Source organism: Sulfitobacter sp. TMED3, assembly GCF_002167505.1.
In the GTDB taxonomy this organism is placed as follows: Bacteria; Pseudomonadota; Alphaproteobacteria; order Rhodobacterales; family Rhodobacteraceae; genus Sulfitobacter; species Sulfitobacter pontiacus.
Window position 1 is genome coordinate 196,127 of the sequence record NZ_NHBI01000005.1, and the last position, 20,981, is coordinate 217,107.

The 20,981-nt window shown below is 60.4% G+C and carries 22 protein-coding genes; 9 read left to right on the forward strand and 13 right to left on the reverse strand.

Translation table 11 applies throughout. The annotated features are described in order from the left end of the window. Positions 1–19: 19 nt before the first annotated feature. A complete protein-coding gene (gene sfsA, locus CBB63_RS02195) occupies positions 20–757 on the forward strand; it encodes a DNA/RNA nuclease SfsA (RefSeq protein ID WP_286697974.1) in 738 nt (245 codons plus the stop codon). A 34-nt stretch (positions 758–791) separates the two neighbouring features. Then, complete coding sequence (map, locus tag CBB63_RS02200) at positions 792–1,607, forward strand: type I methionyl aminopeptidase (protein WP_286697975.1); 816 nt, start codon at positions 792–794, stop codon at positions 1,605–1,607. A gap of 3 nt (positions 1,608–1,610) precedes the next feature. Here the strand turns inward: map and pssA are convergent, their stop codons facing one another. The 4 genes from pssA to CBB63_RS02220 all read right to left on the reverse strand — a co-directional run bounded on the left by pssA (position 1,611) and on the right by CBB63_RS02220 (position 4,881). Further along, complete coding sequence (gene pssA, locus CBB63_RS02205; protein WP_286697976.1) at positions 1,611–2,372, reverse strand: CDP-diacylglycerol--serine O-phosphatidyltransferase; 762 nt, start codon at positions 2,370–2,372, stop codon at positions 1,611–1,613. A 1-nt stretch (position 2,373) separates the two neighbouring features. Then, positions 2,374–3,033: a phosphatidylserine decarboxylase gene (locus tag CBB63_RS02210; RefSeq protein WP_286697999.1), complete on the reverse strand. Its 660-nt coding sequence runs from the start codon at positions 3,031–3,033 to the stop codon at positions 2,374–2,376. 91 nt (positions 3,034–3,124) lie between these two features. Next, the gene (rsmD, locus tag CBB63_RS02215) at positions 3,125–3,676 is read right to left on the reverse strand and encodes a 16S rRNA (guanine(966)-N(2))-methyltransferase RsmD (RefSeq protein ID WP_286697977.1); all 552 of its coding nucleotides are present in this window, start codon (positions 3,674–3,676) and stop codon (positions 3,125–3,127) included. Continuing rightward, positions 3,673–4,881 carry an NAD(P)/FAD-dependent oxidoreductase gene (locus tag CBB63_RS02220; protein ID WP_286697978.1) on the reverse strand — a complete coding sequence of 403 codons (1,209 nt, stop codon included), beginning with the start codon at positions 4,879–4,881 and terminating at the stop codon, positions 3,673–3,675. Before CBB63_RS02220 ends, rsmD begins: the two co-directional genes overlap by 4 nt. Before the next feature lie 92 nt (positions 4,882–4,973). Between CBB63_RS02220 and CBB63_RS02225 the strand changes: the two genes are divergently transcribed. After that, positions 4,974–5,462, forward strand: a complete 489-nt coding sequence (locus CBB63_RS02225) for a peroxiredoxin (protein WP_286697979.1) — start codon at positions 4,974–4,976, stop codon at positions 5,460–5,462. An 87-nt stretch (positions 5,463–5,549) separates the two neighbouring features. Here CBB63_RS02225 and CBB63_RS02230 read toward each other — a convergent pair whose 3' ends face one another. From CBB63_RS02230 to CBB63_RS02245, 4 genes are all read right to left on the reverse strand, one after another. Then, complete coding sequence (locus CBB63_RS02230) at positions 5,550–5,861, reverse strand: 4a-hydroxytetrahydrobiopterin dehydratase (protein WP_286697980.1); 312 nt, start codon at positions 5,859–5,861, stop codon at positions 5,550–5,552. After that, entirely contained in the window at positions 5,858–7,045 is a 1,188-nt protein-coding gene (locus tag CBB63_RS02235) for a GNAT family N-acetyltransferase (protein ID WP_286697981.1), read from the reverse strand. The genes CBB63_RS02230 and CBB63_RS02235 overlap by 4 nt, the downstream gene beginning before the upstream one ends. Before the next feature lie 50 nt (positions 7,046–7,095). Further along, entirely contained in the window at positions 7,096–7,857 is a 762-nt protein-coding gene (locus tag CBB63_RS02240; RefSeq protein ID WP_286697982.1) for a glycerophosphodiester phosphodiesterase family protein, read from the reverse strand. Then, positions 7,854–8,312 (reverse strand): RidA family protein, encoded by a 459-nt coding sequence (locus tag CBB63_RS02245; RefSeq protein WP_286697983.1) that lies wholly within the window; start codon positions 8,310–8,312, stop codon positions 7,854–7,856. The genes CBB63_RS02240 and CBB63_RS02245 overlap by 4 nt, the downstream gene beginning before the upstream one ends. Before the next feature lie 189 nt (positions 8,313–8,501). On the opposite strand from CBB63_RS02245, the gene CBB63_RS02250 reads away from it, so the two are divergent. The 3 genes from CBB63_RS02250 to CBB63_RS02260 all read left to right on the forward strand — a co-directional run bounded on the left by CBB63_RS02250 (position 8,502) and on the right by CBB63_RS02260 (position 11,261). After that, entirely contained in the window at positions 8,502–9,251 is a 750-nt protein-coding gene (locus CBB63_RS02250) for an MlaA family lipoprotein (protein ID WP_286697984.1), read from the forward strand. A gap of 99 nt (positions 9,252–9,350) precedes the next feature. Continuing rightward, positions 9,351–10,250: a LysR family transcriptional regulator gene (locus CBB63_RS02255; protein ID WP_286697985.1), complete on the forward strand. Its 900-nt coding sequence runs from the start codon at positions 9,351–9,353 to the stop codon at positions 10,248–10,250. A 156-nt stretch (positions 10,251–10,406) separates the two neighbouring features. Then, positions 10,407–11,261 (forward strand): DUF481 domain-containing protein, encoded by an 855-nt coding sequence (locus tag CBB63_RS02260; protein WP_286697986.1) that lies wholly within the window; start codon positions 10,407–10,409, stop codon positions 11,259–11,261. 135 nt (positions 11,262–11,396) lie between these two features. Here the strand turns inward: CBB63_RS02260 and CBB63_RS02265 are convergent, their stop codons facing one another. After that, positions 11,397–13,568: a transglycosylase domain-containing protein gene (locus tag CBB63_RS02265; RefSeq protein ID WP_286697987.1), complete on the reverse strand. Its 2,172-nt coding sequence runs from the start codon at positions 13,566–13,568 to the stop codon at positions 11,397–11,399. A 256-nt stretch (positions 13,569–13,824) separates the two neighbouring features. On the opposite strand from CBB63_RS02265, the gene CBB63_RS02270 reads away from it, so the two are divergent. Next, entirely contained in the window at positions 13,825–14,163 is a 339-nt protein-coding gene (locus tag CBB63_RS02270) for a P-II family nitrogen regulator (RefSeq protein WP_005851080.1), read from the forward strand. 25 nt (positions 14,164–14,188) lie between these two features. Beyond that, entirely contained in the window at positions 14,189–15,490 is a 1,302-nt protein-coding gene (locus CBB63_RS02275; protein ID WP_005851078.1) for an ammonium transporter AmtB, read from the forward strand. Between the two features lie 164 nt (positions 15,491–15,654). On the opposite strand, the gene CBB63_RS02280 is transcribed toward CBB63_RS02275, so the two are convergent. The 4 genes from CBB63_RS02280 to CBB63_RS02295 form a co-directional block, all read right to left on the reverse strand. Then, the gene (locus CBB63_RS02280; protein WP_064216295.1) at positions 15,655–16,839 is read right to left on the reverse strand and encodes an amino acid aminotransferase; all 1,185 of its coding nucleotides are present in this window, start codon (positions 16,837–16,839) and stop codon (positions 15,655–15,657) included. Beyond that, the gene (gene sseA, locus CBB63_RS02285) at positions 16,839–17,693 is read right to left on the reverse strand and encodes a 3-mercaptopyruvate sulfurtransferase (RefSeq protein WP_286697988.1); all 855 of its coding nucleotides are present in this window, start codon (positions 17,691–17,693) and stop codon (positions 16,839–16,841) included. The genes CBB63_RS02280 and sseA overlap by 1 nt, the downstream gene beginning before the upstream one ends. A 143-nt stretch (positions 17,694–17,836) precedes the next feature. Further along, positions 17,837–18,325, reverse strand: coding sequence for an SsrA-binding protein SmpB (smpB, locus tag CBB63_RS02290; protein ID WP_009825868.1), 489 nt, complete (start codon positions 18,323–18,325; stop codon positions 17,837–17,839). A 94-nt stretch (positions 18,326–18,419) separates the two neighbouring features. Beyond that, complete coding sequence (locus CBB63_RS02295) at positions 18,420–19,238, reverse strand: sulfotransferase family protein (protein WP_286697989.1); 819 nt, start codon at positions 19,236–19,238, stop codon at positions 18,420–18,422. A gap of 158 nt (positions 19,239–19,396) precedes the next feature. Between CBB63_RS02295 and CBB63_RS02300 the strand changes: the two genes are divergently transcribed. Beyond that, on the forward strand, positions 19,397–20,974 hold the full coding sequence (locus CBB63_RS02300; protein WP_286697990.1) for a DUF5928 domain-containing protein: 1,578 nt from the start codon (positions 19,397–19,399) through the stop codon (positions 20,972–20,974). Positions 20,975–20,981 lie beyond the last annotated feature (7 nt).

Genomic DNA, 20,981 nt, shown 5'->3' on the forward strand with positions numbered 1-20,981 from the left:
GAGGTATAGGTCACCCCCCATGCGCTTTCAAACCGAACTTGTCCCCGCCCGCCTGATCCGCCGCTACAAACGGTTTCTGGCCGATTGCCAGCTTGAGGACGGCACCGAGGTGACGGCTCATTGCGCCAACCCCGGGTCGATGATGGGGCTGGCCANANCGGGCATGAAAATCTGGCTTGAGCCCAATGATGACCCCAANCGNAAGCTGAACTACGGCTGGCGGCTGGTTGACCACGAGAACGGGCATTTCACCGGCGTCGANACCGCGCTGCCGAACCGTGCGATCAAGGCCGCGTTAATGGATCGGCAGATCGCCCCGCTCGCGGGCTACACTAGCGTGCGGCCCGAGGTGAAATACGGTGAAAACTCGCGCATCGACTTTCTGCTGGCCGAGCCCGGCCTGCCCGACGCCTATGTCGAGGTGAAATCCGCCACCCTGTCGCGCCGCGAGGGGCTGGTCGAATTCCCCGATAGCGTGACCAAACGCGGCGCAAAGCATCTGGGAGAGCTGGCGCAGATGGCNCGGGACGGGCACCGCGCCGTGCTGCTNTATCTGGTGCAGCGGACCGATTGCAGCGCCTTTAGCGTGGCTGCCGATATCGATCCCGCCTATGCCGCCGCTTTTGCCGACGCCCGCGCCGCAGGGCTGGAAACCCATGTCATCGGCACCCATATCAGCCCCCTTGGGGTCAGCGTTGCGNGCGCAATCCCCCTAATCGACCCGCCTGCACTGGCTCTTGGGGGCCAAGCGGGTTAGACAGCACCAAATTCATATGACGGAGACAGCGGTGATGAACGAACACCGAGGACGCCAGACCAAAGATGGCATTCGCATTTACGACCCCTCGGATTTCGCGGGGATGCACGCGGCGGGCAAGCTGGCGGCGCAAATCCTTGATGACATCGCCGAACATGTGTTTGTCGGACAGACCACCGGTGCCATTGACGGTGTCATCACGCAGATGATCGAAGACGCCGGCGCGAAGTCTGCCACCATCGGGTATAAGGGCTATCAACACGCCAGCTGTATCTCGCTGAACCATGTCGTCTGCCACGGCATCCCCGGTGACAAAAAGCTGAAGGATGGCGACATCCTGAACATCGACGTCACCGTGATCGTCGATGGCTGGTNNGGNGATACCTCGCGGATGTATGTCGCAGGCAAGCTGTCGCGCAAGGCAGAGCGGTTGATCAACGTAACCCATGACGCGCTGATGCGCGGGATCGAGGTCGTGAAGCCCGGCAATACCTTTGGCGACATCGGCCATGCGATCCAGACNTTCGCNGAATCCCACCGGATGAGCGTTGTGACAGATTTNTGCGGTCACGGGCTGGGCCGCGTNTTCCANGCNCCGCCAAACGTGCTGCACTATGGCCGCCCCGGCACCGGTGCGGTGCTGGAACCCGGNATGTTCTTTACCATTGAACCGATGGTCAATCTGGGCCGCGCAGAGACCAAGGTCTTGGCCGATGACTGGACAGCGGTCACCCGCGACAAATCCCTGTCAGCGCAGTTTGAACACTCTATCGGCGTGACCGAAACCGGATACGAGATCTTTACCGAATCCCCCGCCGGTATGTTCCACCCGACCTATAGCCAGGGCTGATCCTCAGCCCCGGCGCTTGGCCAGCTTCAGCTCGATCACGGCCCACAGCACGCTGCCTGCATAGGCAAAGCAGCAGATCACCAATGTGGCCCAGGGGAAGCTGACCAGGCAGGCGATAAAGCCGGTAAAGAAGATCAGGAAATAGGTCACGTTGGCGCGCGANAAGCTGACCGATTTGAACGACCACGTGGGGATGCGGCTGACCATGACCCAGCCGACCAGCACGATATACAGGCTGGATACAACGTCGGGCAGCGCGGCACCNGGGCCGAAGGCATAGGGCANATAGATCGGCAGCATCACCAGCATCGCACCNGCNGGCGACGGCACACCGGTGAAATAGCCGCCATCGTCCAGCGGGTCTTTGGTNCGGGAATCNACGTTGAACCGCGCCAGCCGCATGACGCAACAGATCGCAAAGACCAGCACCGCCAGCCAGCCCGCGCGGTAGGAATCCTGCAGCCCCCAGAAATACACCACCAAAGGCGGGGCAACNCCGAAGTTCACAAAATCCGCAAGACTGTCGAGCTCGGCCCCGATCTTGCTGTTGAAGCCCAGATAGCGCGCGGTGCGCCCGTCCATCCCGTCAAGGATACTCGCCAGNGTGATCAGNGCCACAGCCAGCGCGATATTCCCCTCGGCGGCGAAACGGATCGCGGAAATACCGGCACAGATCGCGGCAATNGTCAGCATGTTGGGCAACAGCTGCAGCAACGAGAATTCNGTTTTCGTCTTATCCGGCGCGACNGGGGGCTGATCGGTCATCTCAGGAAAGCTCTGCCAGCACGGTTTCGCCTGCGACCATCGTCTGNCCGATGCTGACGCGCGGGGTGACCCCCTCGGGCAGGTAGACATCGACGCGCGANCCAAAGCGGATCAGACCAAAGCGTTGACCCGCCTGCGTATGCGCGCCCTTCTTGGTGAAACACACGATACGNCGCGCNACCAGACCGGCGATCTGGACGGCGGCGACCTCGCGGCCGTCGGNCATCTTGATGCGCAGGCTGTTGCGTTCGTTATCCTCGCTCGCCTTGTCCAGCGAGGCGTTGAAAAACTTGCCGGGACGGTAAGCGATTTCGGTGATCTCGCCCGCGACGGGGGCGCGATTCACGTGACAGTTAAATACGTTCATGAACACGCTNACCCGTGTCAGCGGCGTGTCAGGCATCCCCAACTCNGCNGGNGGCACGGCAGGTTCGATCAGCGATACGATGCCATCGGCAGGGCTGATAACAAGGTTATCGCCCTTGGGTGTCACCCGTTCAGGGTCACGGAAAAAGTAGTAGCACCAGACGGTTGCGCCCACCCCCAGCCATCCCAGTGGTTCAGCGATGATAAAAAGCACCAGCGTGATCGCGGCAAANATCGCCACGAACTTGCGCCCCTCNGGGTGCATCGGCTTGATGAAGGTGCTGGTCATGCTCAGGCTCATGGCGGTCTACTTTCCTTTACGTCTTTGTTAGCACATAGGCCGCAGCGCANCGAATGCAAAGCGGCAACTGTTGATGNCCANTGGGCTAGTCTTGGCGCAGCAGGGTGATCCAGGTGTCGCCATACTTGCGCTTGTCCTCGCGCGTGAACCCTTGGGGCGGATCAAGCGGGGCGTTTTCCTCGCAGACGATCATGGCATCGGGTGTCAGCCAGCCGCCCGCCCGCGCCTTGACCAAGGCGGTCTGGCCCATCCCCTTGCCATAAGGCGGNTCNAGAAAGACCAGATCGAACGGCGCCGCGATCCAACCCCCAAGTGCCGTCGCGTCGGAGCGCATCAGCGTGGTCGCGCCCTCGGCCCGCAGCTTCTTGATGTTCTCGGTGATCAGCTTTTGCCCGACGCGCCCGTTCTCGATNAACACCACCTCGCGCGCACCGCGCGACAACGCCTCTAGCCCAAGGGCACCGGTGCCCGCGAACAGGTCAAGCACCCGGGCGCCGTTGATCACATTGTGATGGGTCAGCATGGAAAACAGGCTCTCGCGTACGCGGTCAGAGGTAGGACGCAAATGCGCATCCGCATCGCCCTTGCCCACGTCGGCCAGTTGGGTGCCACGGTGTTTGCCAGCGATNATCCTCATGACTTCAGCAGTGCCTTCAGGTCTGTGTTCGGGTCTTCGATCAGCGCAGGCGCGGGGGATTTGCCCGCCTCGATCAACCGGCGNCCGATCATGAAGCCGCGCGGATCGTTCATTGCATCCACCGCCAGCAGNTCGTCCCCGCGATAGTACCAGAAGGCCACGCTATCGGCGTCGCTGCGTCGGGTGATCACGCGATCNTAGCCCATGTTCAGCCCCGCGATCTGCAGTTTCACGTCATACTGGTCCGACCAGAACCACGGCTTGGCGACATATTCCTTATCCGCACCCATGATGTTTTCCGCGACCAGCTCGGCCTGATCAATGGCGTTTGGCACAGATTCCAACCGGATGCGCCCGCCGCGATANGGGAAGGACGCGCAATCGCCTGCAGCCCAGACATGCGGCGCAGAAGTGCGCCCGTGGNTGTCGGTCATNATNCCGTTGTCATTCACGATCCCCGCCGCATCGGCCAGCGCCGTCGCCGCCCCGATGCCAACGCCGACGATCACGAAGTCCACGTCCAGCGTCGTGCCGTCCGACAGTTCAGCGCCGGTGACATGGGTGTCGCCTGTCAAACGCTCAAGCCCGACGCCTTCGCGGATGGTGACGCCATGCGCCTCGTGCAGCGCGCGGAAAAAGTCAGAGGTCTGCGGGGCCGCGACCCGTTGCAGGATGCGATCGCCCATCTCTACCAGTGTCACCTGCAACCCCAGCTTGGCCGCGACCGAGGCGGCCTCTAGCCCGATATAGCCACCGCCGACGATCAGCACCCGCGCGCCTTTGGTAAAGCGCGGGCCCATCGTATCTACGTCCCTTAGGTCGCGCACCACATGCACGCCCTCCAGATCGCCNCCGATATGCGCNGGCAGNCGACGCGGGAACGATCCGGTGGTCAGCACCAGATCGTCATAGGCCATATCCCCGCCGTTGACCCGCACGGTCTGCGCCGCCGGATCGATGCTGTCGACCGTGGTGCCCAGCATCAGGTCAATCCCGTGGTCGGCGTAAAAACTCTCGGGCCGCAGATAGAGCCGCTCNAGCGCCATGTCGCCCAGCAGATAGGCCTTGGACAAGGGCGGNCGCTGGTAGGGGGGCACGGTTTCGGCCCCGATCAACGTGATCTTNCCCTCAAAGCCGGAGTTGCGCAGCTTGGCCACACAGGATGACCCCGCCTGCCCTGCCCCGATCACCACCACATGACCCATCCTTGCCCCTTTCGAAAAAACCGTGTTCCTGCCTGCGTGCAAAGCCTATATCTTCCGTGAAGACAAACGCAATGACACGAAAGGTCACGCATATGACGATTTCCCAAGGCGACACGCTGCCCGATGCAACGCTGGTGCAAATGGGGCCGGACGGCCCGCAGCCTGTGCAGATGGCTGACAAGCTAAAGGGCCGCAAGGTCGTCGTCTTTGCCGTGCCCGGTGCCTATACGCCCACCTGCGATTCCGCCCATGTGCCCAGCTTTGTGNGCACCAAGGACCAGTTCGACGCCAAAGGCGTGGACGAGATCATCTGCGTGTCCTGCAATGACCCCTTTGTTATGGCCGCTTGGGGTAAATCGACAGGCGCGACGGCGGCTGGCATCACCATGCTCGCCGATGCCAACAGCGCCTTTACCAAAGCCATCGGCATGGAATTCTCGGCCGAGCCCGCGGGGCTGATCTCGCGCTCTAAGCGCTATGCGATGCTGGTGGATGACGGCAAGGTCACGCTGTTCCAGGCCGAGGTCCAACCCGGTGTCTGCGATATGTCGGGCGGCGAGGCGCTGCTGGACAACATGTAATCCGGCACGACCCTGAAAATGAAAAACGCAGCCGCGGGGACACCGGGGCTGCGTTTTTCTTTGNATAATNCGACGNTNAATGGTGCCTTAGCCCGCTTTGACCTCGCCCATCAATCCATCCATNTTGCGCGCCAGCTTGGCATCAAGCGAGCTTAGGCCGTCCACGTCATGGGTCGTCAGGGTAACGATCACCTTGTTATANACNTTCTCCCACTCTGGATGGTGGTTCCATTTCTCGGCCCAGATCGCCGCGCGGGTCATCCAGCCGAAAGCATCCGCGAAATCATTGAACTTGAAGGTTTTGACGATCGCATCCCGGTCCTCCACCATAGCCCAGCCTGTGCTGAACAAGGGGGCCAATACGGTTTTGCGCGTCTCTTCGCTTAATCTTTCGCTCATTCCTGTTCCTCAACCTCGACCCTTTTGAATGGGCCGTAATCTGTCAAAATGTCTATCTCTTCGTCAACGGCTGCCCGTTCCTGTACAAGATAGTCTTCAACAGCGCGCATAAAACCCTCGTCCCGCATCCAATGCAGCGACCACGTNGCCTGTGGCAGGTAACCGCGCGCGAGCTTGTGTTCCCCCTGCGCACCTGCCTCGACGGTAGAGAGGCCCAGTTTGATCGCGATATCGATGGCCTGATAATAGCACANTTCAAANTGCAAGAACGGATGATGTTCGGTGCAGCCCCAATAGCGCCCATAAAGCGCATCTGCGCCGATAAAGTTCAGCGCGCCCGCCACCCATGCACCATCCCGTTTGGCNAGCACCAGTGCCATGTCGTCGCGTAGCTGGTCCTGGGCGATGTCGAAGAATGCGCGTGTCAGATAGGGCGTNCCCCATTTGCGCGCACCTGTNTCCTGATAGAATTGCCAGAAGGCATCCCAATGTTCGGGCTGCAGATCGTCNCCGGTGAACACCTCTATCTCTCCGCCAAAGGCCTGAGCCTGCTGGCGTTCCTTGCGGATGTTCTTGCGCTTGCGCGAGCTGAGCGTGGCAAGGAACCCNTCGAAGTCCTCAAAGCCCGCGTTGTGCCAGTGGAACTGCTGGCTTTTGCGGGCCAGCAGGCCCAGTTGCTCTGCCGCGGCGGCTTCGTCTTGGGTACAAAAGGTAATGTGTAAGGACGACAGCCCGTTTGAATCGGTCAGCTGGACCGCCCCCTGGATGAGGGCCGCGGTGCCTGTCTCTTCAAACCCCGGACGGGTCAGGAAACGGCGGCCCGTGGCAGGGGTATGGGGCACGGCGATCTGCAGCTTGGGGTAATAGCGCCCGCCCGCCCGTTCNAACGCATGGGCCCAGCTGTGGTCAAAGATGTATTCACCCTGACTGTGTGACTTGGCGTACATCGGCGCGACCGCGATGATCTGACCGTCAATGGCAGCGCTGAGGTATTGNGGCTGCCACCCCGTACCGGGGCCGACGCTGCCGCTTTCCTCTAGCGCTGAAAGGAAACGAAAGGTGGTGAAAGGGTCCGCGGGGCGCGCGCCCNCGGNGGCTTCGGGGCAGGCACAGGCATCCCATTCCGCCTGACCGATTTGCGCGATGCGCGAGGCAATTCTGATTTCGACGTCGCGCGCGTTCATANTGGATGTCCCGTTGTCATAGGCCTTATCTGTGGCCGAAGCCGGACGGTTCAACCTTGCAGCGGCGCGTCATAGCCTTCGAAGGTGATATTNTGCGCAAATTCGCGTGCGCCGTTTTCAACTGAAAGGCTGCGCACGGTCCAGCAGCAGATCATCGCGCCTGCCTCGCGCAGCTCTGCCACGCGGGGGCGGGGCAGATCGTCGACCTCGTGGCTGATGAAACACGCGCCGGTGCGGTCGTAATCGGGGATCTCGCGCAGGCGGTCGCAGGTGGCTTTGGGCAGCGGCCANTCGACATAGCGATAGGCGCTGGTCACCAATCCACGCGGCACATCCGGCAACAGCTCTGCCATCCGCGCGACGCTGTTGGGGTTGAACGACATGATAGCCACATCGCCCGCATAGTCGCGCAGGGCTTCGGCCACCGCATCTTCCAGCGGCCCGATGTCCCTCCCCATTGCACCGTCCTGATCCTTGATCTCGACCAGCAGCGGGACGCGTCCTGCGATCAGTTCCAGCACCTGCGGCAGGGTTGGAATAGTGTCGCTGCCGCCGGTGAGCGTAATCTGGCACAGGTCATCCGCATCGCGTTGCCGGATGGCACCGGTCTGGCCTGTCAGGCGATCCAGCGCATAGTCGTGAAACACCAGCGCCACACCATCGCGTGACAGTTGCACATCAAGCTCGATGCCATAGCCCCGATCAATCGCGGCCTGAAAGGCGGCAAAGCTGTTTTCGGGCCGACCGGCATCGCGGTGATGAAAACCGCGATGCGCNATAGGGGTCGTATAAAACGCCTGNGGTAGGGTCATTCGATTTCGAANATGCCTTCGATCTCGACCGCGACACCCAGCGGCAAGGAGGCGGCAGAAACGGCCGAGCGCGCGTGACGCCCCGCATCCCCCAAAGCTTCGACAAGGAAGTCAGAGGCCCCGTTAACCACTTTGGGCTGGTCGGTGAAATCGGCGGTGGAGTTCACAAAGGCCGTCAGCTTCACCACCCGCTTGAGCCGTTCGATATCGCCGTCACATGCGGCTTTGACTTGCGCCAGCAAGCTGATCGCGCAGGTCTTGGCGGCTTCGGCACCCGCGGCGACATCCATATCCGCGCCCAGTTTTCCGGTGATGAACCCGTCCGGCCCGTTCGAGATCTGGCCCGAAACATAGACCGTGTTGCCGGTTTTCACGAAGGGCACATAGTTCGCCGCAGGGGCAGGTGCGTCAGGCAGGGTGACGCCAAGATCGTTCAGACGGCTGGTGATGCTCATGGGGGACTTCCTTGGAATGAATGNCTTTGGCGGGACGATAGCGATGCGACGGCGAAACGAAAAGACCCAAGAGGGAGGAACTGCAACACCTGCCCCCAACGCGAGATGCCCAAGGAAACTCATGTTGCGTATTTCGGGGACGCTGCGCATAACAAACCATGTTTTTCACGCGTTTTCGGGATTTNTACCATGTTCAAGGCCACGACCCTCTCCACATCGCTGCGCGCCTTTGTGGGTGTCACTTTGGTTGCAGGTCTTGCCGCCTGTAGCGGTGCATCGCGNCCCCAGCCCGCAGGGGTCAACGACCCGCACGAGGCCGGTAACCGCAAGGTCCACGCCTTNAATCAGAAGATCGGCGGATCGGGCAAACCCAACCGCGTGCTGGGGGCGGTGCCGATCGAATTCCAGACGGTCGTGCATAACGTCTCCGAGAACCTGTCGATGCCGCAAGCTGCCGTCAACAGCGCCTTGCAGGCGGATCTCGCGGGCTTTGGCCTGTCGACCTACCGCTTCTTGGTAAACAGCACGCTTGGGATGGGCGGCCTGTTCGACGTCGCGAGCGAATTCAAAGTGCCCGAGCATGATACCGACTTTGGCGAAACNCTGTATGTCTGGGGTGTGGGCGAAGGCCCGTATATCGANCTTCCGCTGATCGGCCCATCGACCCGNCGCGACACCGCCGGCCGCGTNGTGGACCTGTTCACCAACCCGCTGTCCTATACGCTTGATAGCCCCGAAAGCTATGTCGGCACCGTCACCGGNTATGCCGATAGCGCATTCGAGAAAAACCGCCGCATCGTGAATGGCAANCAAGTGCCNATCTCCGCATCGGGCGACAGCTATGCCCAGGCACGTCAGGACTATCTGCAAAAGCGCCGTGCCGATCTGGCGCGCCCCACCAGCATCGCCGCCACCACCGGCCCGCGCATGGTTGACTAAGTATCAAATAACACGCGCCTCCTTTCCGGTCTCTTTCGGATAGGGGCGCGCGATTCAGGTCAGCTTGGCAACGGGCCTGCGGAGGATCATGATCAGGGCATGGATATCACCCTGATCAAAACCTTTATCGAAGTCGCCAACACCGGCTCTTTTGTCGCTGCTTCCGAACGGCTGTTTGTCACCCAATCCGCTGTCAGCCTGCGCGTGCAACGGCTTGAGGACAGCCTAGGCCACCCGCTGTTCAAACGATCGAAAGCGGGGGCAGTGCTGACGTCGGAAGGCGAACAGTTTACCTCATACGCGCTGAGCCTTCTCAAGATATGGGAAGAAGCNCGCCAGCAGATCGCCATCCCCGAAGGATACAGCCGCAGCTTTTCTTTCGGCGCACAGCACGCGCTGTGGCACAAGCTTGGCTTTCGCTGGATCGACACGATGCAAGCGATGATGCCCGAACTTAGTATTCACGCCGAAATGGGCATGTCCGACCGGCTGACGCGGTTTCTGGTCGAAGGGGTTATTCAGGCCGCCTTGCTTTACACCCCGCAGCTGCGCCCCGGTTTGCGCGTCGAACCCGTGCTGGAGGAAGAACTGATTCTCGTCGCGTCCTTTGAAACGGACGTCAAAGANCTTGGCAAAGAATATGTCGCGGTCGACTGGGGGCCGGAGTTTACGCATATGCACGCCAGCGCCCTGCCCCATCTGACCAATTCGGGGCGATCATTGGCCCTTGGCGGGCTTGCGGCCGACTATATCGTCAACCGTCGCGCCGCTGCCTACCTGCCCGCACGGGCAGTGCAACGGTATCTCGACGTTGGAAAACTGCATGTTGTGGCAAATTCCCCACGCTTTGCGTACCCCGCATGGGTGGTCTGGCGCGAAGATCTGGACCCCGAGATGCTGTCGATCGCACGGCGTAGTTTGATGGACCTCGCTCAAGCGGCTGAAAATCAACAGAATATNCTGATCGAGAGCTTGGACAACGGGCAAAANACGCCTTAATTCCGCTTCAAGGNCAGTTAANACNAGNAATNCTTNCTTCANGCACGATTTATTCGAATTTCACTTATCTGANCCCCTATCTTAAATCCATTCTCAGCAGAGATGCTCTCGCCTCAATCAACGAGGCGGGTCACTTCTAAGGGAAAGGATTCCCCAATGAATACAGTACTTAAAGCGTCCGCGGTTTCCGTAATCGCACTCTTGGCTGCTGCTCCAGTTTTCGCGCAGCAACGTGCGCTTGGCATTGAAACGCTGAACGACCAGATCGAAGACATCACCGATGACGTGAACACCGACCTGGCCCGCGGCACCGACGCAGAACGTTATGGCGCCAATGGCGTTGCCCAAGGCTGGCGCGGGTCTTTCGCCCTGTCCGCATCGGGCACCAGCGGCAACACAGACAACGGCGAAGTATCGGGCGCTGGCCGCCTGACATACGGTGTCGGCGACTGGAACCACCTGGTTGGTTTTGCGGTAGAATACGGCGAAGCAAACGGCACCAAGAGCGAAGAGAAGTTCTTTGGTACCTATGAAGGTAGCCGCTACTTCACACCCGAGTTCTATGCGTTCGGCCTGGCCCGTTACCAATATGACGGTTACCTGACCGACACATCCGGTGCAGCCGTGGACGGTTCCGAAACAGACGCATTCTTGGGCTTTGGTCCGGGTTACCGCGCGATCAATAAAGAAGACAACACATGGCGCGTTCAAGCGGGCCCCGGTGTACGCTACTTTAAAGACGCAACCGGCACCTCCGAAACCGAAGTCGGCTTCGTCGCCTCGTCGCGCTACTTCTACGCGTTCAACGACATCGTATCCTTCACCATGGACACCGACATTGTCGGCTCTGATGTGAACACCATCGTGTCGAACGACGCTGGCATCAACTACAAGATGTCCGACAACCTGTCGACACGCGTAAGCTACCGTACCGACTACAACACCGATCCGGTTGCGGGCCTGAAATCCACTGACAACACCCTGGGTGTGTCGCTGGTTCTGGGCTTCTAAGCCAGACCGTCAAACCCCCGGGGGCGGGTCTCCTCGTACCGCCTTCGGGGATGCGACAAAAGGAAGGGAGGCCGGAATAATCCGGCCTCCCTTCTTTCGTTTCCAAAACATCGTGCTGCGGCAGAGGCAGGGCCTTTACCCGCCAAAGATATCGCGCAGCACCCTGTCGATGACGCCCAATGGGTTGTCCTGACGCGGCACTCGCTGCGGCTGCGCCGGTTGCTGAGGCTGCGGCGGGGCTTGCACCACTGGCGGTTCCGGCACGATCATCGGCAGCGGCGTATTCGGCAGCCCTTCGTGAACGCGCATCATGACCTGCTTCCAGATCTCGGTGGGCAACCCGCCCCCCGATACACCGGTCAACGGCGTGTTGTCGTCATAGCCCATCCAGACACCGGCCACATAGTCGGCAGAGAAACCGATGAACCACGCGTCGCGGTTGGCCTGTGTCGTGCCCGTTTTACCGGCCAGTTCACGACCACCAAATTGCGCCCGCTGCCCCGTGCCTTCGGACACCACCTTTTCCATCATATAGACCAATTGCAGCGCGGCATCTTCCTGAATGACCCGCTCGCCGATACCGCCGCCCGTGCCCATCACCGGATCAGTGTCGCCCTGCAACGTCAGATCAATCAGCCCATAGGGTTTAACGGATGACCCGCCGTTCAGGATGCCGGCATAAGCGCCTGTCATTTCAAGCAACGTGCTTTCGGACGCCCCAAGCGCCAGCGCCGGACCGACGGCCAGATCGCTTTTGATGCCGAATTGCTCTGCCACCTGGCTGACCACATCGCGCCCGACACTCTCCGAGACTTTGACCGCCGGAATGTTCAGCGAATCCTTGAGCGCGGTGGTGAGCGTCACGTTACCCTTGAAGCTGTTGGTATAGTTCTTCGGGCACCATTCGCCCGACCCGGGCACGTTCAGACAATAGGGCGCGTCTTCGATCAGATCGTTGGGCGAATACCCCAGATCCAGCGCCGCTGCATAGATAAATGGTTTGAAGGCAGAGCCAGTCTGGCGCATCGCTTGTGTCGCGCGGTTAAAGGCCCCCGCGACCTTGGTCTTGCGCCCACCGACCATGCCACGCACGGCCCCGTCAGCAGACATGATCACCACAGCCGCCTGCGCTTTGGAGCCTTCGCGGACCTTGTTTTCGAACACCCAGCTCAGACCTTCCTCGGCGGCGCGCTGGATCTTTTGGTCAAGGGTGGTCTTGATCACCACATCCTCGGTCGTGTTGCGGGTAAAGAACTCCGGCCCCGACGACATCACCCAATCCGCGAAATAGCCACCCGCCTCGGCCTCTGCGGCTTCTGACAGCTCTGCGGGGTTGGCAATGGCGTTATCCGCTTCGGCCTTTGACAGATAACCCTGATCCTCCATCAGGCGGATCACGGTTGCCGCACGGCTTTGCGACCGATCAAGATTATTGGTCGGTGACAGGGTGGTCGGTGCGGTCAACAGACCCGCCAGCATCGCGCCCTCGGCAGGCTTCAACGCGGCGGCCGGTTTGCCAAAGAAACGCTGCGCCGCGGCTTCGGCCCCAAAGGCACCGCCGCCCATATAGGCGCGGTTGAGGTAGATCGACAGGATATCATCCTTGGAATACTTCGCTTCCATCGCCATGGAGAACAGGGCTTCCTTGCCCTTGCGCGACAGCGAGGACCGGCGACATTCGGCTTCGTATTCCTTTTCCGTCTGCCCCGACGACGCATCATAGGGTTCACCCAGACACAGCAGCTTGGCCACCTGCTGCGTGATCGTCGAACCGCCGTGACCGGACAAGGGCCCGCGACCCTCGCTCAGGTTGATCTTGACCGCCGAAGCGATACCGCGCGGGCTGACACCAAAGTGACGATAGAAGCGTTTGTCCTCTGTCGCGATTACCGCGTTCTTCAGGGCGGGGGATACGCTGTCTGCGGTGACGACGCCGCCGAACTGATCCCCGCGCCATGCAAAGACATCACCATAGCGATCCTTGAGCGTGACAGACCCTCGCGCACGCCCATCCAGCAGCGCCTCGAGCGGCGGCAGCGTGGTGTAGAAATAGCCGACGGCCAATGCAACCATCAGCACCGCCACGGCAGTCACCCGCCAGACGATCGTCCAGATCAAACGGAAGACCCACCGCACCAGCGCGGCCAGCCAGCCAATAGGCCCCTTGGGCCGCGCAGGCGCACGACGTGCCGGCTTGCGCTTGGCCGGAGCCTTTTTCGCGACCGGCTTGCGGGGCGGTTTGCCGCCTTTGCCCGCGGTGCGTTTATCGGCAACCAAGGGCCGCTTCCGTTTGGATGAATCACTCATATGCTGCTCGCTGAACCATACTTTTTTTTCGCACTCTATCCTGCACGGCGCGGTTTGTTTAGCGCAGACGCCCCGCTGCGCCATCTAATTAACGCCCAATAATTAGGCACATCTCCCACAGCGCCCAATAATCGGGCAAACACGCCCGCCCAGAGAGGGACTAAGCGCGATGCACCCTTCCTTCAAGGGGCACCGGCCGCTCTTTTATCCAAGGCATAACGCAGGAAGTACCTGCCATCTGGAAGAGGGATTATAGGTGAAACTCATTATCGCAACAATCAAGCCATTCAAGCTCGAGGAGGTGCGCGAAGCACTGACCGAAGCGGGCGTGCGTGGCCTGATGGTGACCGAGATCAAGGGCTTCGGTGCCCAATCCGGCCATACCGAAATCTACCGCGGCGCTGAATATGTCGTGAACTTCGTACCCAAGGTGAAGCTTGAACTGGTGGTCGCAGATGCGCTGGCCGACCAGATGGTCGAGACGATCACCCGCACCGCACATACCGGCAAGATCGGCGACGGCAAAATCTTTGTCCTCGACGTTGAACAAGCCGTGCGCGTGCGCACCGGCGAAACCGGCGAAGACGCCATCTGACCCCCACGTCCGAGGAATTGACGACATGACATCACGACTTCTTATTCCCCTTGCCGCCGCAGCGACGCTGCTGCCGTCCTTGGGTTTCGCGCAGGAGGCCGAGTATGCAACCGCGGCTGACACTGCTTTCATTTTCAACACGATCCTGTTCCTGATCGGCGGCTTTCTGGTGTTCTGGATGGCGGCGGGTTTTGCCATGCTCGAAGCCGGTCTGGTGCGGTCCAAGAACGTGACCACCCAGCTGACCAAGAACATCGCGCTTTTCGCACTGGCCGCCATTCTCTACTGGCTGGTCGGCTATAACATCATGTACCCCGGCGACGCGTGGATCATCCCCGGCGTGTTCGGCACTTTTGCAACCAAGGACATCAAGACGGCGATTGACGCGGGCGGCTATTCCAACGCGTCGGATTTCTTCTTCCAGCTGATGTTCTGCGCAACCACCGCATCCATCGTTTCGGGCACATTGGCCGAGCGTATCAAACTGTGGCCCTTCCTGATCTTCACCATCGTGCTGACCGGCTTTATCTATCCGATCGAAGCAAGCTGGCAGTGGGGCGCAGGCTGGTTGTCTGACGCGGGCTTCAGCGACTTCGCGGGCTCCACTCTGGTCCACGCCGCGGGCGGCTTTGCGGCTCTGGCAGGTGCGCTGGTGCTTGGCCCCCGTATCGGCAAATACAAAGACGGTCGTGTGATCCCGATGCAGGGTTCGAACCTGCCGCTCGCCACTTTGGGCACGTTTATCCTGTGGCTGGGTTGGTTCGGCTTCAACGGCGGCTCGCAATTGGCGATGGGGTCGATGATCGATGCCGATGCTGTTGCGCAGATCTTTGCCAATACCAATATGGCTGCTGCTGCCGGTGCCATCGCCGCGCTGGTCCTGACCCAGATGCTGTACAAAAAGCCCGACCTGACAATGGTGCTGAACGGCGCGCTGGCCGGTCTGGTCTCTATCACAGCTGGCCCGCTTGACCCGACGCTCTTCGGTGCGCTTTGGATCGGTGCTGTGGGCGGTGCGATCGTGGTCTTCGCGGTGCCCTTCCTCGACAAGCTCAAGATTGATGACGTGGTCGGTGCGATCCCGGTTCACCTGATCGCAGGCTTCTGGGGCACGCTGGTTGTTCCCGTCTACACCGACGGCACATCCTTTGTGACGCAGATCATCGGCTTTGCCTCAATCGGTGCCTTTGTCTTCATCGTGTCGCTGATTGTCTGGATGATCCTGAAAGCCACCACCGGCATCCGCGTCAGCGAAGAAGCCGAGATCGCTGGTCTGGACGTGTCCGAACTGGGCATGGAAGCCTACCCTGAGTTCTCCAAGAGCTAAGGTCTAAACTCCTGCAGGCAGGCAGAGGCCCGGGCGTTCGCGCCCGGGCTTTTTGCTGCGCGCGTGTTATGCTGGGCAGGACTGGCAATGCGCCCAAACAAAAACCGCCGCGCCAGATGCCAGCGCGGCGGTTTGAGTATTTTTGAAAGGGTGAAGCGGCGGGGTTAGATGCCGACCTCGATGATCGCCTTGGCGAGGATCGGCACGGTTTCGGCGTTCAGCCCCGCGATGTTCATGCGGCTGTCACCCACCATATAGATGCCGTGGTCTTCGCGGAGCTTGTCGACCATGTCAGACGAGGTTCCGAGGCGCGAGAACATGCCGCGGTGTTCGGCAAGGAAACCGAAGCGGTCAGAGCCGGAGAGACGCTGAAGTTCGCCCGCGAGCTGGCTGCGCAGGCCCAGCATGGTGTTGCGGATGTCTTCGAGCTCGGCCATCCAGTCGCTGCGCAAGGCGTCATCGTTCAGGATGGTGGTGACGATGCGGGCCCCGTGATCGGGCGGGAAGCTGAAGTTCTGGCGGTTGAGAAAGGCCAGCGTGCCCTGGTTCAGCTTTTGCGCCGAAGTGTCTGCCGACAGCGCCATCAGGATACCGGTGCGTTCGCGGTAAATCCCGAAGTTCTTGGAGCAGCTTGCCGCGATCAGACATTCAGGCACCGCCGCCGCGACCTTGCGCGTAGCCGCCGCATCCGCGTCAAGCCCGTCGCCAAAGCCCTGGTAGGCGATATCGATCATCGGGGTGGCACCGGTGTCTTGCAACACTTTGATCACCGCGTCCCATTCGGCGGCGTTCAGGTTGGCCCCTGTCGGGTTGTGGCAGCAGCCGTGCAGCAGGACCACATCGCCTTTTTGCGCGGTCTTGAGGTCGGCGATCATGCCGTCAAAATCGACGCCACGGGTTTCATCGTCGAAATAGCGGTAGGGGACCATCTCCATCCCCAGATATTTCAGGATCGACAGATGGTTCGGCCATGTCGGGTTCGACACAAACACCCGCGCCTGCGGACGGGCCATCTGGATCAGCTCGAACGCCTGACGGATCGCGCCGGTCCCGCCCGGGGTCGCGGCGGCGGCGACCTGTGCGCGGGGGACCGCATCGCCAAGCACCATCTGCACCATCGCATCGCCAAAGGCAGGATCGCCCGCCAGACCGGTATAGGCCTTGCTGGTCTGGGCTTCCCACAGTTGGTGTTCAGCCGCCTTGACCGCGCGCATGACGGGCGTCAGCCCCGTGGCATCCTTGTACACGCCCACGCCAAGGTCGATCTTGGTCTCGCGGGGGTCATCCTTGTACATCTGCATCAAGGCAAGGATTTTATCGGCGGGCTGCGCCTGTAGGGTTTCGAACATTATGCGTCTCCGGTCGCAACGGGCACGGTGGGGAACATCCCCCATTCTGCCCAAGATCCATCGTAAAGGGACCAATCGGTATGGCCCATCCGTTCCAGTGCCAGCGCGAGTATCGCCGCAGTGATGCCGGACCCGCAGGTCGTGATCACAGGGTGCGACAGGTCAATGCCCGCCGCTTCAAAAGCCGCTTTGGTCTCGGCTACGGATTTCAGTGTTTTGTCGTCGTTCAACAGCTCTGTGTAGGGCAGGTTGCGCGACCCGGGGATGTGGCCGGCGCGCAGGCCTTCGCGGGGTTCGGGCGCGTCGCCGCGAAAGCGGGCCGCTGCGCGGGCATCAACGATCTGCGGTGCCTTGAGCTTGGACGCCTGAGCGACCTGCGTCACATCACGCACCAGTTGGTTCTGGAAACGCACGGTCATGTGGCGGTCGCGGGGGATCGGGGGCATGTCTTCGGTGGGGCGACCTTCGGCGGCCCATTTGGGCAGGCCCCCATCCAGCACGGCGACATTTTCCTGCCCCATCAGACGGAACAGCCACCACACACGCGCAGCCGACAGCAAGCCGGCCCCGTCATAGACCACCACCTGATGCCCGTCGCCCACACCCATAGCGCGCATCCGCGACATGAACTTTTCAGCAGGCGGGGCCATATGCGGCATATCCGACCGCCCATCCGAGATTTCGTCGATGTCGAAAAAGCGGGCACCGGGGATATGCGCCTGATTATATTCGGCTTTGGGGTCGCGTCCTGCATCGGGCAGATACCATGACGCGTCCAGCAGACGCAGGTCGGGATCCTTGAGGTGCTGCGCCAGCCAATCGGTTGAAACAAGCGTTTTCGGGTTGTCAGCCATGGGTCCACCCCCTTTTAGAACAGGTTTTTCAATGCCTACCCGCGACGGCCCCCGCAAGCAAGAGCCCGCGACTGTGCGCATGCAGCACAGGCCGGAAATGGGCATATTGTGTTCCGTTCAGGCCCCGAGAGCGGGACGGGGCGTCAGCCGTGGTCTTTCAGCAGGCGCTGCTTTTGGCGGGACCAGTCGCGCTTGGCGGCGGTTTCCCGTTTATCGTGCAGCTTTTTACCCTTGGCGATGCCGATCTTGATCTTGGCCATGCCACGGTGATTGAAATACATCACCATCGGGACCAGCGTCATGCCTTTGCGTTGGGTTTCATTCCACAGGTTCGACAGCTCCTTCTTGGACACCAAGAGCTTGCGGCGACGGCGTTCCTCGTGGGTGAAGGTCTTGGCCTGCGTGTAAGGCGCGACGTAGGAGTTCACCAACCACAGCTCGCCATCTTCCACGGCGGCGTAGCTTTCGGCGATATTGGCGCCACCGTTGCGCAGGGATTTGACCTCGGACCCTTCAAGGATGATGCCGCATTCGACATCATCGTCGATCGCGTAATCGAACCGCGCGCGGCGGTTTTCGGCGATGACCTTGTAGTTCGGGTCGGATTTGGAAGATGATTTAACCTGTGACATGCCAAGGATGTAGGGCGTTGCGGCCCTGCGCGCAAGATGCCGCAGCGGGCATAACCGCATGGACCGTCAGGCGGGGCGCGCCGGCCCTGCCCGCTTAGTCGCCCAGCTTGGCGTGCACNTCGGCAAGGTCGATCTCGCCCGTGGGCATCTTGTTTGCCGGATTGTCGAAATCGTATTTGAACAGCTCGAAATCCTTTTTGAAGATCTCGCGCATCAGATGCATCGACAGATCGTCGAAGTAATCCTCTACCGGGTGGGCGCGCTTGGGGCCGTGGCCTTCGGATTCGTTAAACCGCGGAATGTCGGACAGGTTCACCGCATGGGGCGTGTCGATGGCATCCAGCACGCTTTGCATGCCGTCGTTGAACTTCTCTGTCCAGATGATCTTGTCATAGGTGCCGCCGTTCACGATGAACGTGCTGACATGNCCCGANTGCGCGGACCAGTGGATGTCNGGGTCCATNGGNCGACGCCAGCGGATGGTGTCGCGGGCAAACAGCAGGAAACGGCGGAAGCTGGCGATCTGGTCAAACTCTTGCTTGCCGTCATCGCCGCCGACCTCGATCCCGTATTTNTGCACNAGCAGCGGCACCAGATTGCCGCGATACCGCCGGCCNTTGCGCTGGATGCCGCANATCTTGTCGAAGAAAGAGCTGAGGATGCGGGTATATGGATTGCGCACGCAGGTGAAGGCGTAGGATTTGTGGTTTTCCACATTGCGCGTNATCAACGGCTGAGAGTCGTCATGCGCCCATTTGTGCATGCCCGATTTCGCGTCATGGATGTCGCCGTCAAAGAATTCGCCATGGTCCGAATAGAACATGATCTGCCCGATNGTCGAACAGGCGCATTTGGGCACCACGCGGTANACCACGCTTTCGCTTTCTGTCATCCATGTCCCTGGGAAACCCATAATCGGCTCTGCCTCCTAAATTTTTTCGCACTTATGCTGCCATTTATGGCGACAGAATGGCCTGAAATATAGAAAAAGCAAATATTCGCGGTTTATTCAATCGCTGTTCGCCTTTATCTAACAAACTCGTCCAGAGCAGAGGGGATGCGTGTTTCGCGATGGCCAGAATTGNCTATATCCTTTTGTGTCACAAAGACCCCGTTGCNATCATCAAGCAGGCGGAGAGATTGACGGCGTCTGGCGATTACATGTCGATCCACTTTGACGCCTCGGCCAGCCCGACCGATTTCGCACAGATCACCCAAGCGCTTGGCAAGAACCCCAATGTGACCTTNGCAAGCAANCGCATCCGCTGCGGTTGGGGNGAATGGTCGCTGGTACAGGCGACGCTGAACGCCGTCGAAAGCGCGATTGATGCCTTTCCGCGTGCCACACACTTCTACATGCTGTCGGGCGATTGCATGGCAATCAAATCCGCCGAATACATCCACGACTACCTTGATGATAACGACGTCGATTTCATCGAAAGCTTTGACTACTTCGAAAGCGACTGGATCAAGACCGGCTGGAAGGAAGAGCGGCTGATCTACCGTCACTGGTTCAACGAGCGCACCCAGAAAAAGCGGTTCTACGGCATGTTCGAGCTNCAGAAACGNCTTGGCCTGACGCGCGACATTCCTGCGGACCTGCAAATCCAGATCGGCAGCCAGTGGTGGTGCCTGCGCCGCCAGACCATAGAGGCGGTGATGGCCTTCACCCGCANNCGCAAAGACGTGATGCGGTTTTTCAGGACCACCTGGATTCCGGACGAGACGTTTTTTCAGACCATCGTGCGCCATATCGTGCCCGACAATGAAATTCGTGCGCGCACGCTGACGTTCCTGATGTTTACCGACTACGGCATGCCGGTGACCTTCTATAACGACCACTACGATCTGCTGCTGGCCCAAGACTATCTGTTCGCACGCAAGATCAGCAGCGAGGCGACGGACCTCAAGCGCCGGTTGGGGTTGCTNTANTCGGCCAAGGATGTCGAACTNCAGATCAGCAACGAAGGGCGNAACCTGTTCAAGTTCCTGACCGGTCGGGGNCGGATCGGGCGGCGGTTCTCTACCCGTTTCTGGGAGACGGAGAGCACGCTGGGGCGCGAGCGCGAGNTGCTGATTGTCGTGTGCAAAAAGTGGCATGTCGCCAAACGCGTGCTAGAGCAGATGCGTCAGGTCACCAANCTGCCCGCGATCGAATATCTTTTCAGCGAACAGGACACCCCCCTGCCCGATCTTGGCGGCATCCAGAACAGTCTGGGCAAGCGCACCCGCCACCGGCGGTCCCTGATGCGGATGCTGTTCGACTATTACGAGGCCGACCGGCTGATCGTCTGCATGGACCCCGGCGATATCGACCTGCTGAACGACTTTGCCTCTGACCGGTCGATGACACGGGTTCTCGAGATCGAATGCCAGTTCTCGGATGACTANCTGNTCGGCCACGCCATGCGCGTGGGGCTGGCGGGCGAACGCACCTCGGCTGACACGCTGGAACGGCTGCTGCCCACCATCCGGAACGACCTGACCCTTGAATCCGACCGCATCCGCGACGCGCAGTTTGAAAACTACGCCCGGATGCGCGAAACAGCCTCGGCGCAGGACAATGCCGAGGCGCTGGCCGCTTTCCTGCGCATCTCTCCGGAACAGGCGCAGCCCATTGCCGACACACANTATCTTTTCACCGATTAAGGACATN

What these genes read in the sequence shown, in the direction of transcription:
- CBB63_RS02260 (WP_286697986.1), top strand. Translation starts at nt 10,407, where the DNA reads ATGAATACAGTACTTAAAGCGTCCGCGGTTTCCGTAATCGCACTCTTG.
- CBB63_RS02265 (WP_286697987.1), bottom strand. Translation starts at nt 13,568, where the DNA reads ATGAGTGATTCATCCAAACGGAAGCGGCCCTTGGTTGCCGATAAACGC.
- CBB63_RS02275 (WP_005851078.1), top strand. Translation starts at nt 14,189, where the DNA reads ATGACATCACGACTTCTTATTCCCCTTGCCGCCGCAGCGACGCTGCTG.
- CBB63_RS02280 (WP_064216295.1), bottom strand. Translation starts at nt 16,839, where the DNA reads ATGTTCGAAACCCTACAGGCGCAGCCCGCCGATAAAATCCTTGCCTTG.
- sseA (WP_286697988.1), bottom strand. Translation starts at nt 17,693, where the DNA reads ATGGCTGACAACCCGAAAACGCTTGTTTCAACCGATTGGCTGGCGCAG.
- smpB (WP_009825868.1), bottom strand. Translation starts at nt 18,325, where the DNA reads ATGTCACAGGTTAAATCATCTTCCAAATCCGACCCGAACTACAAGGTC.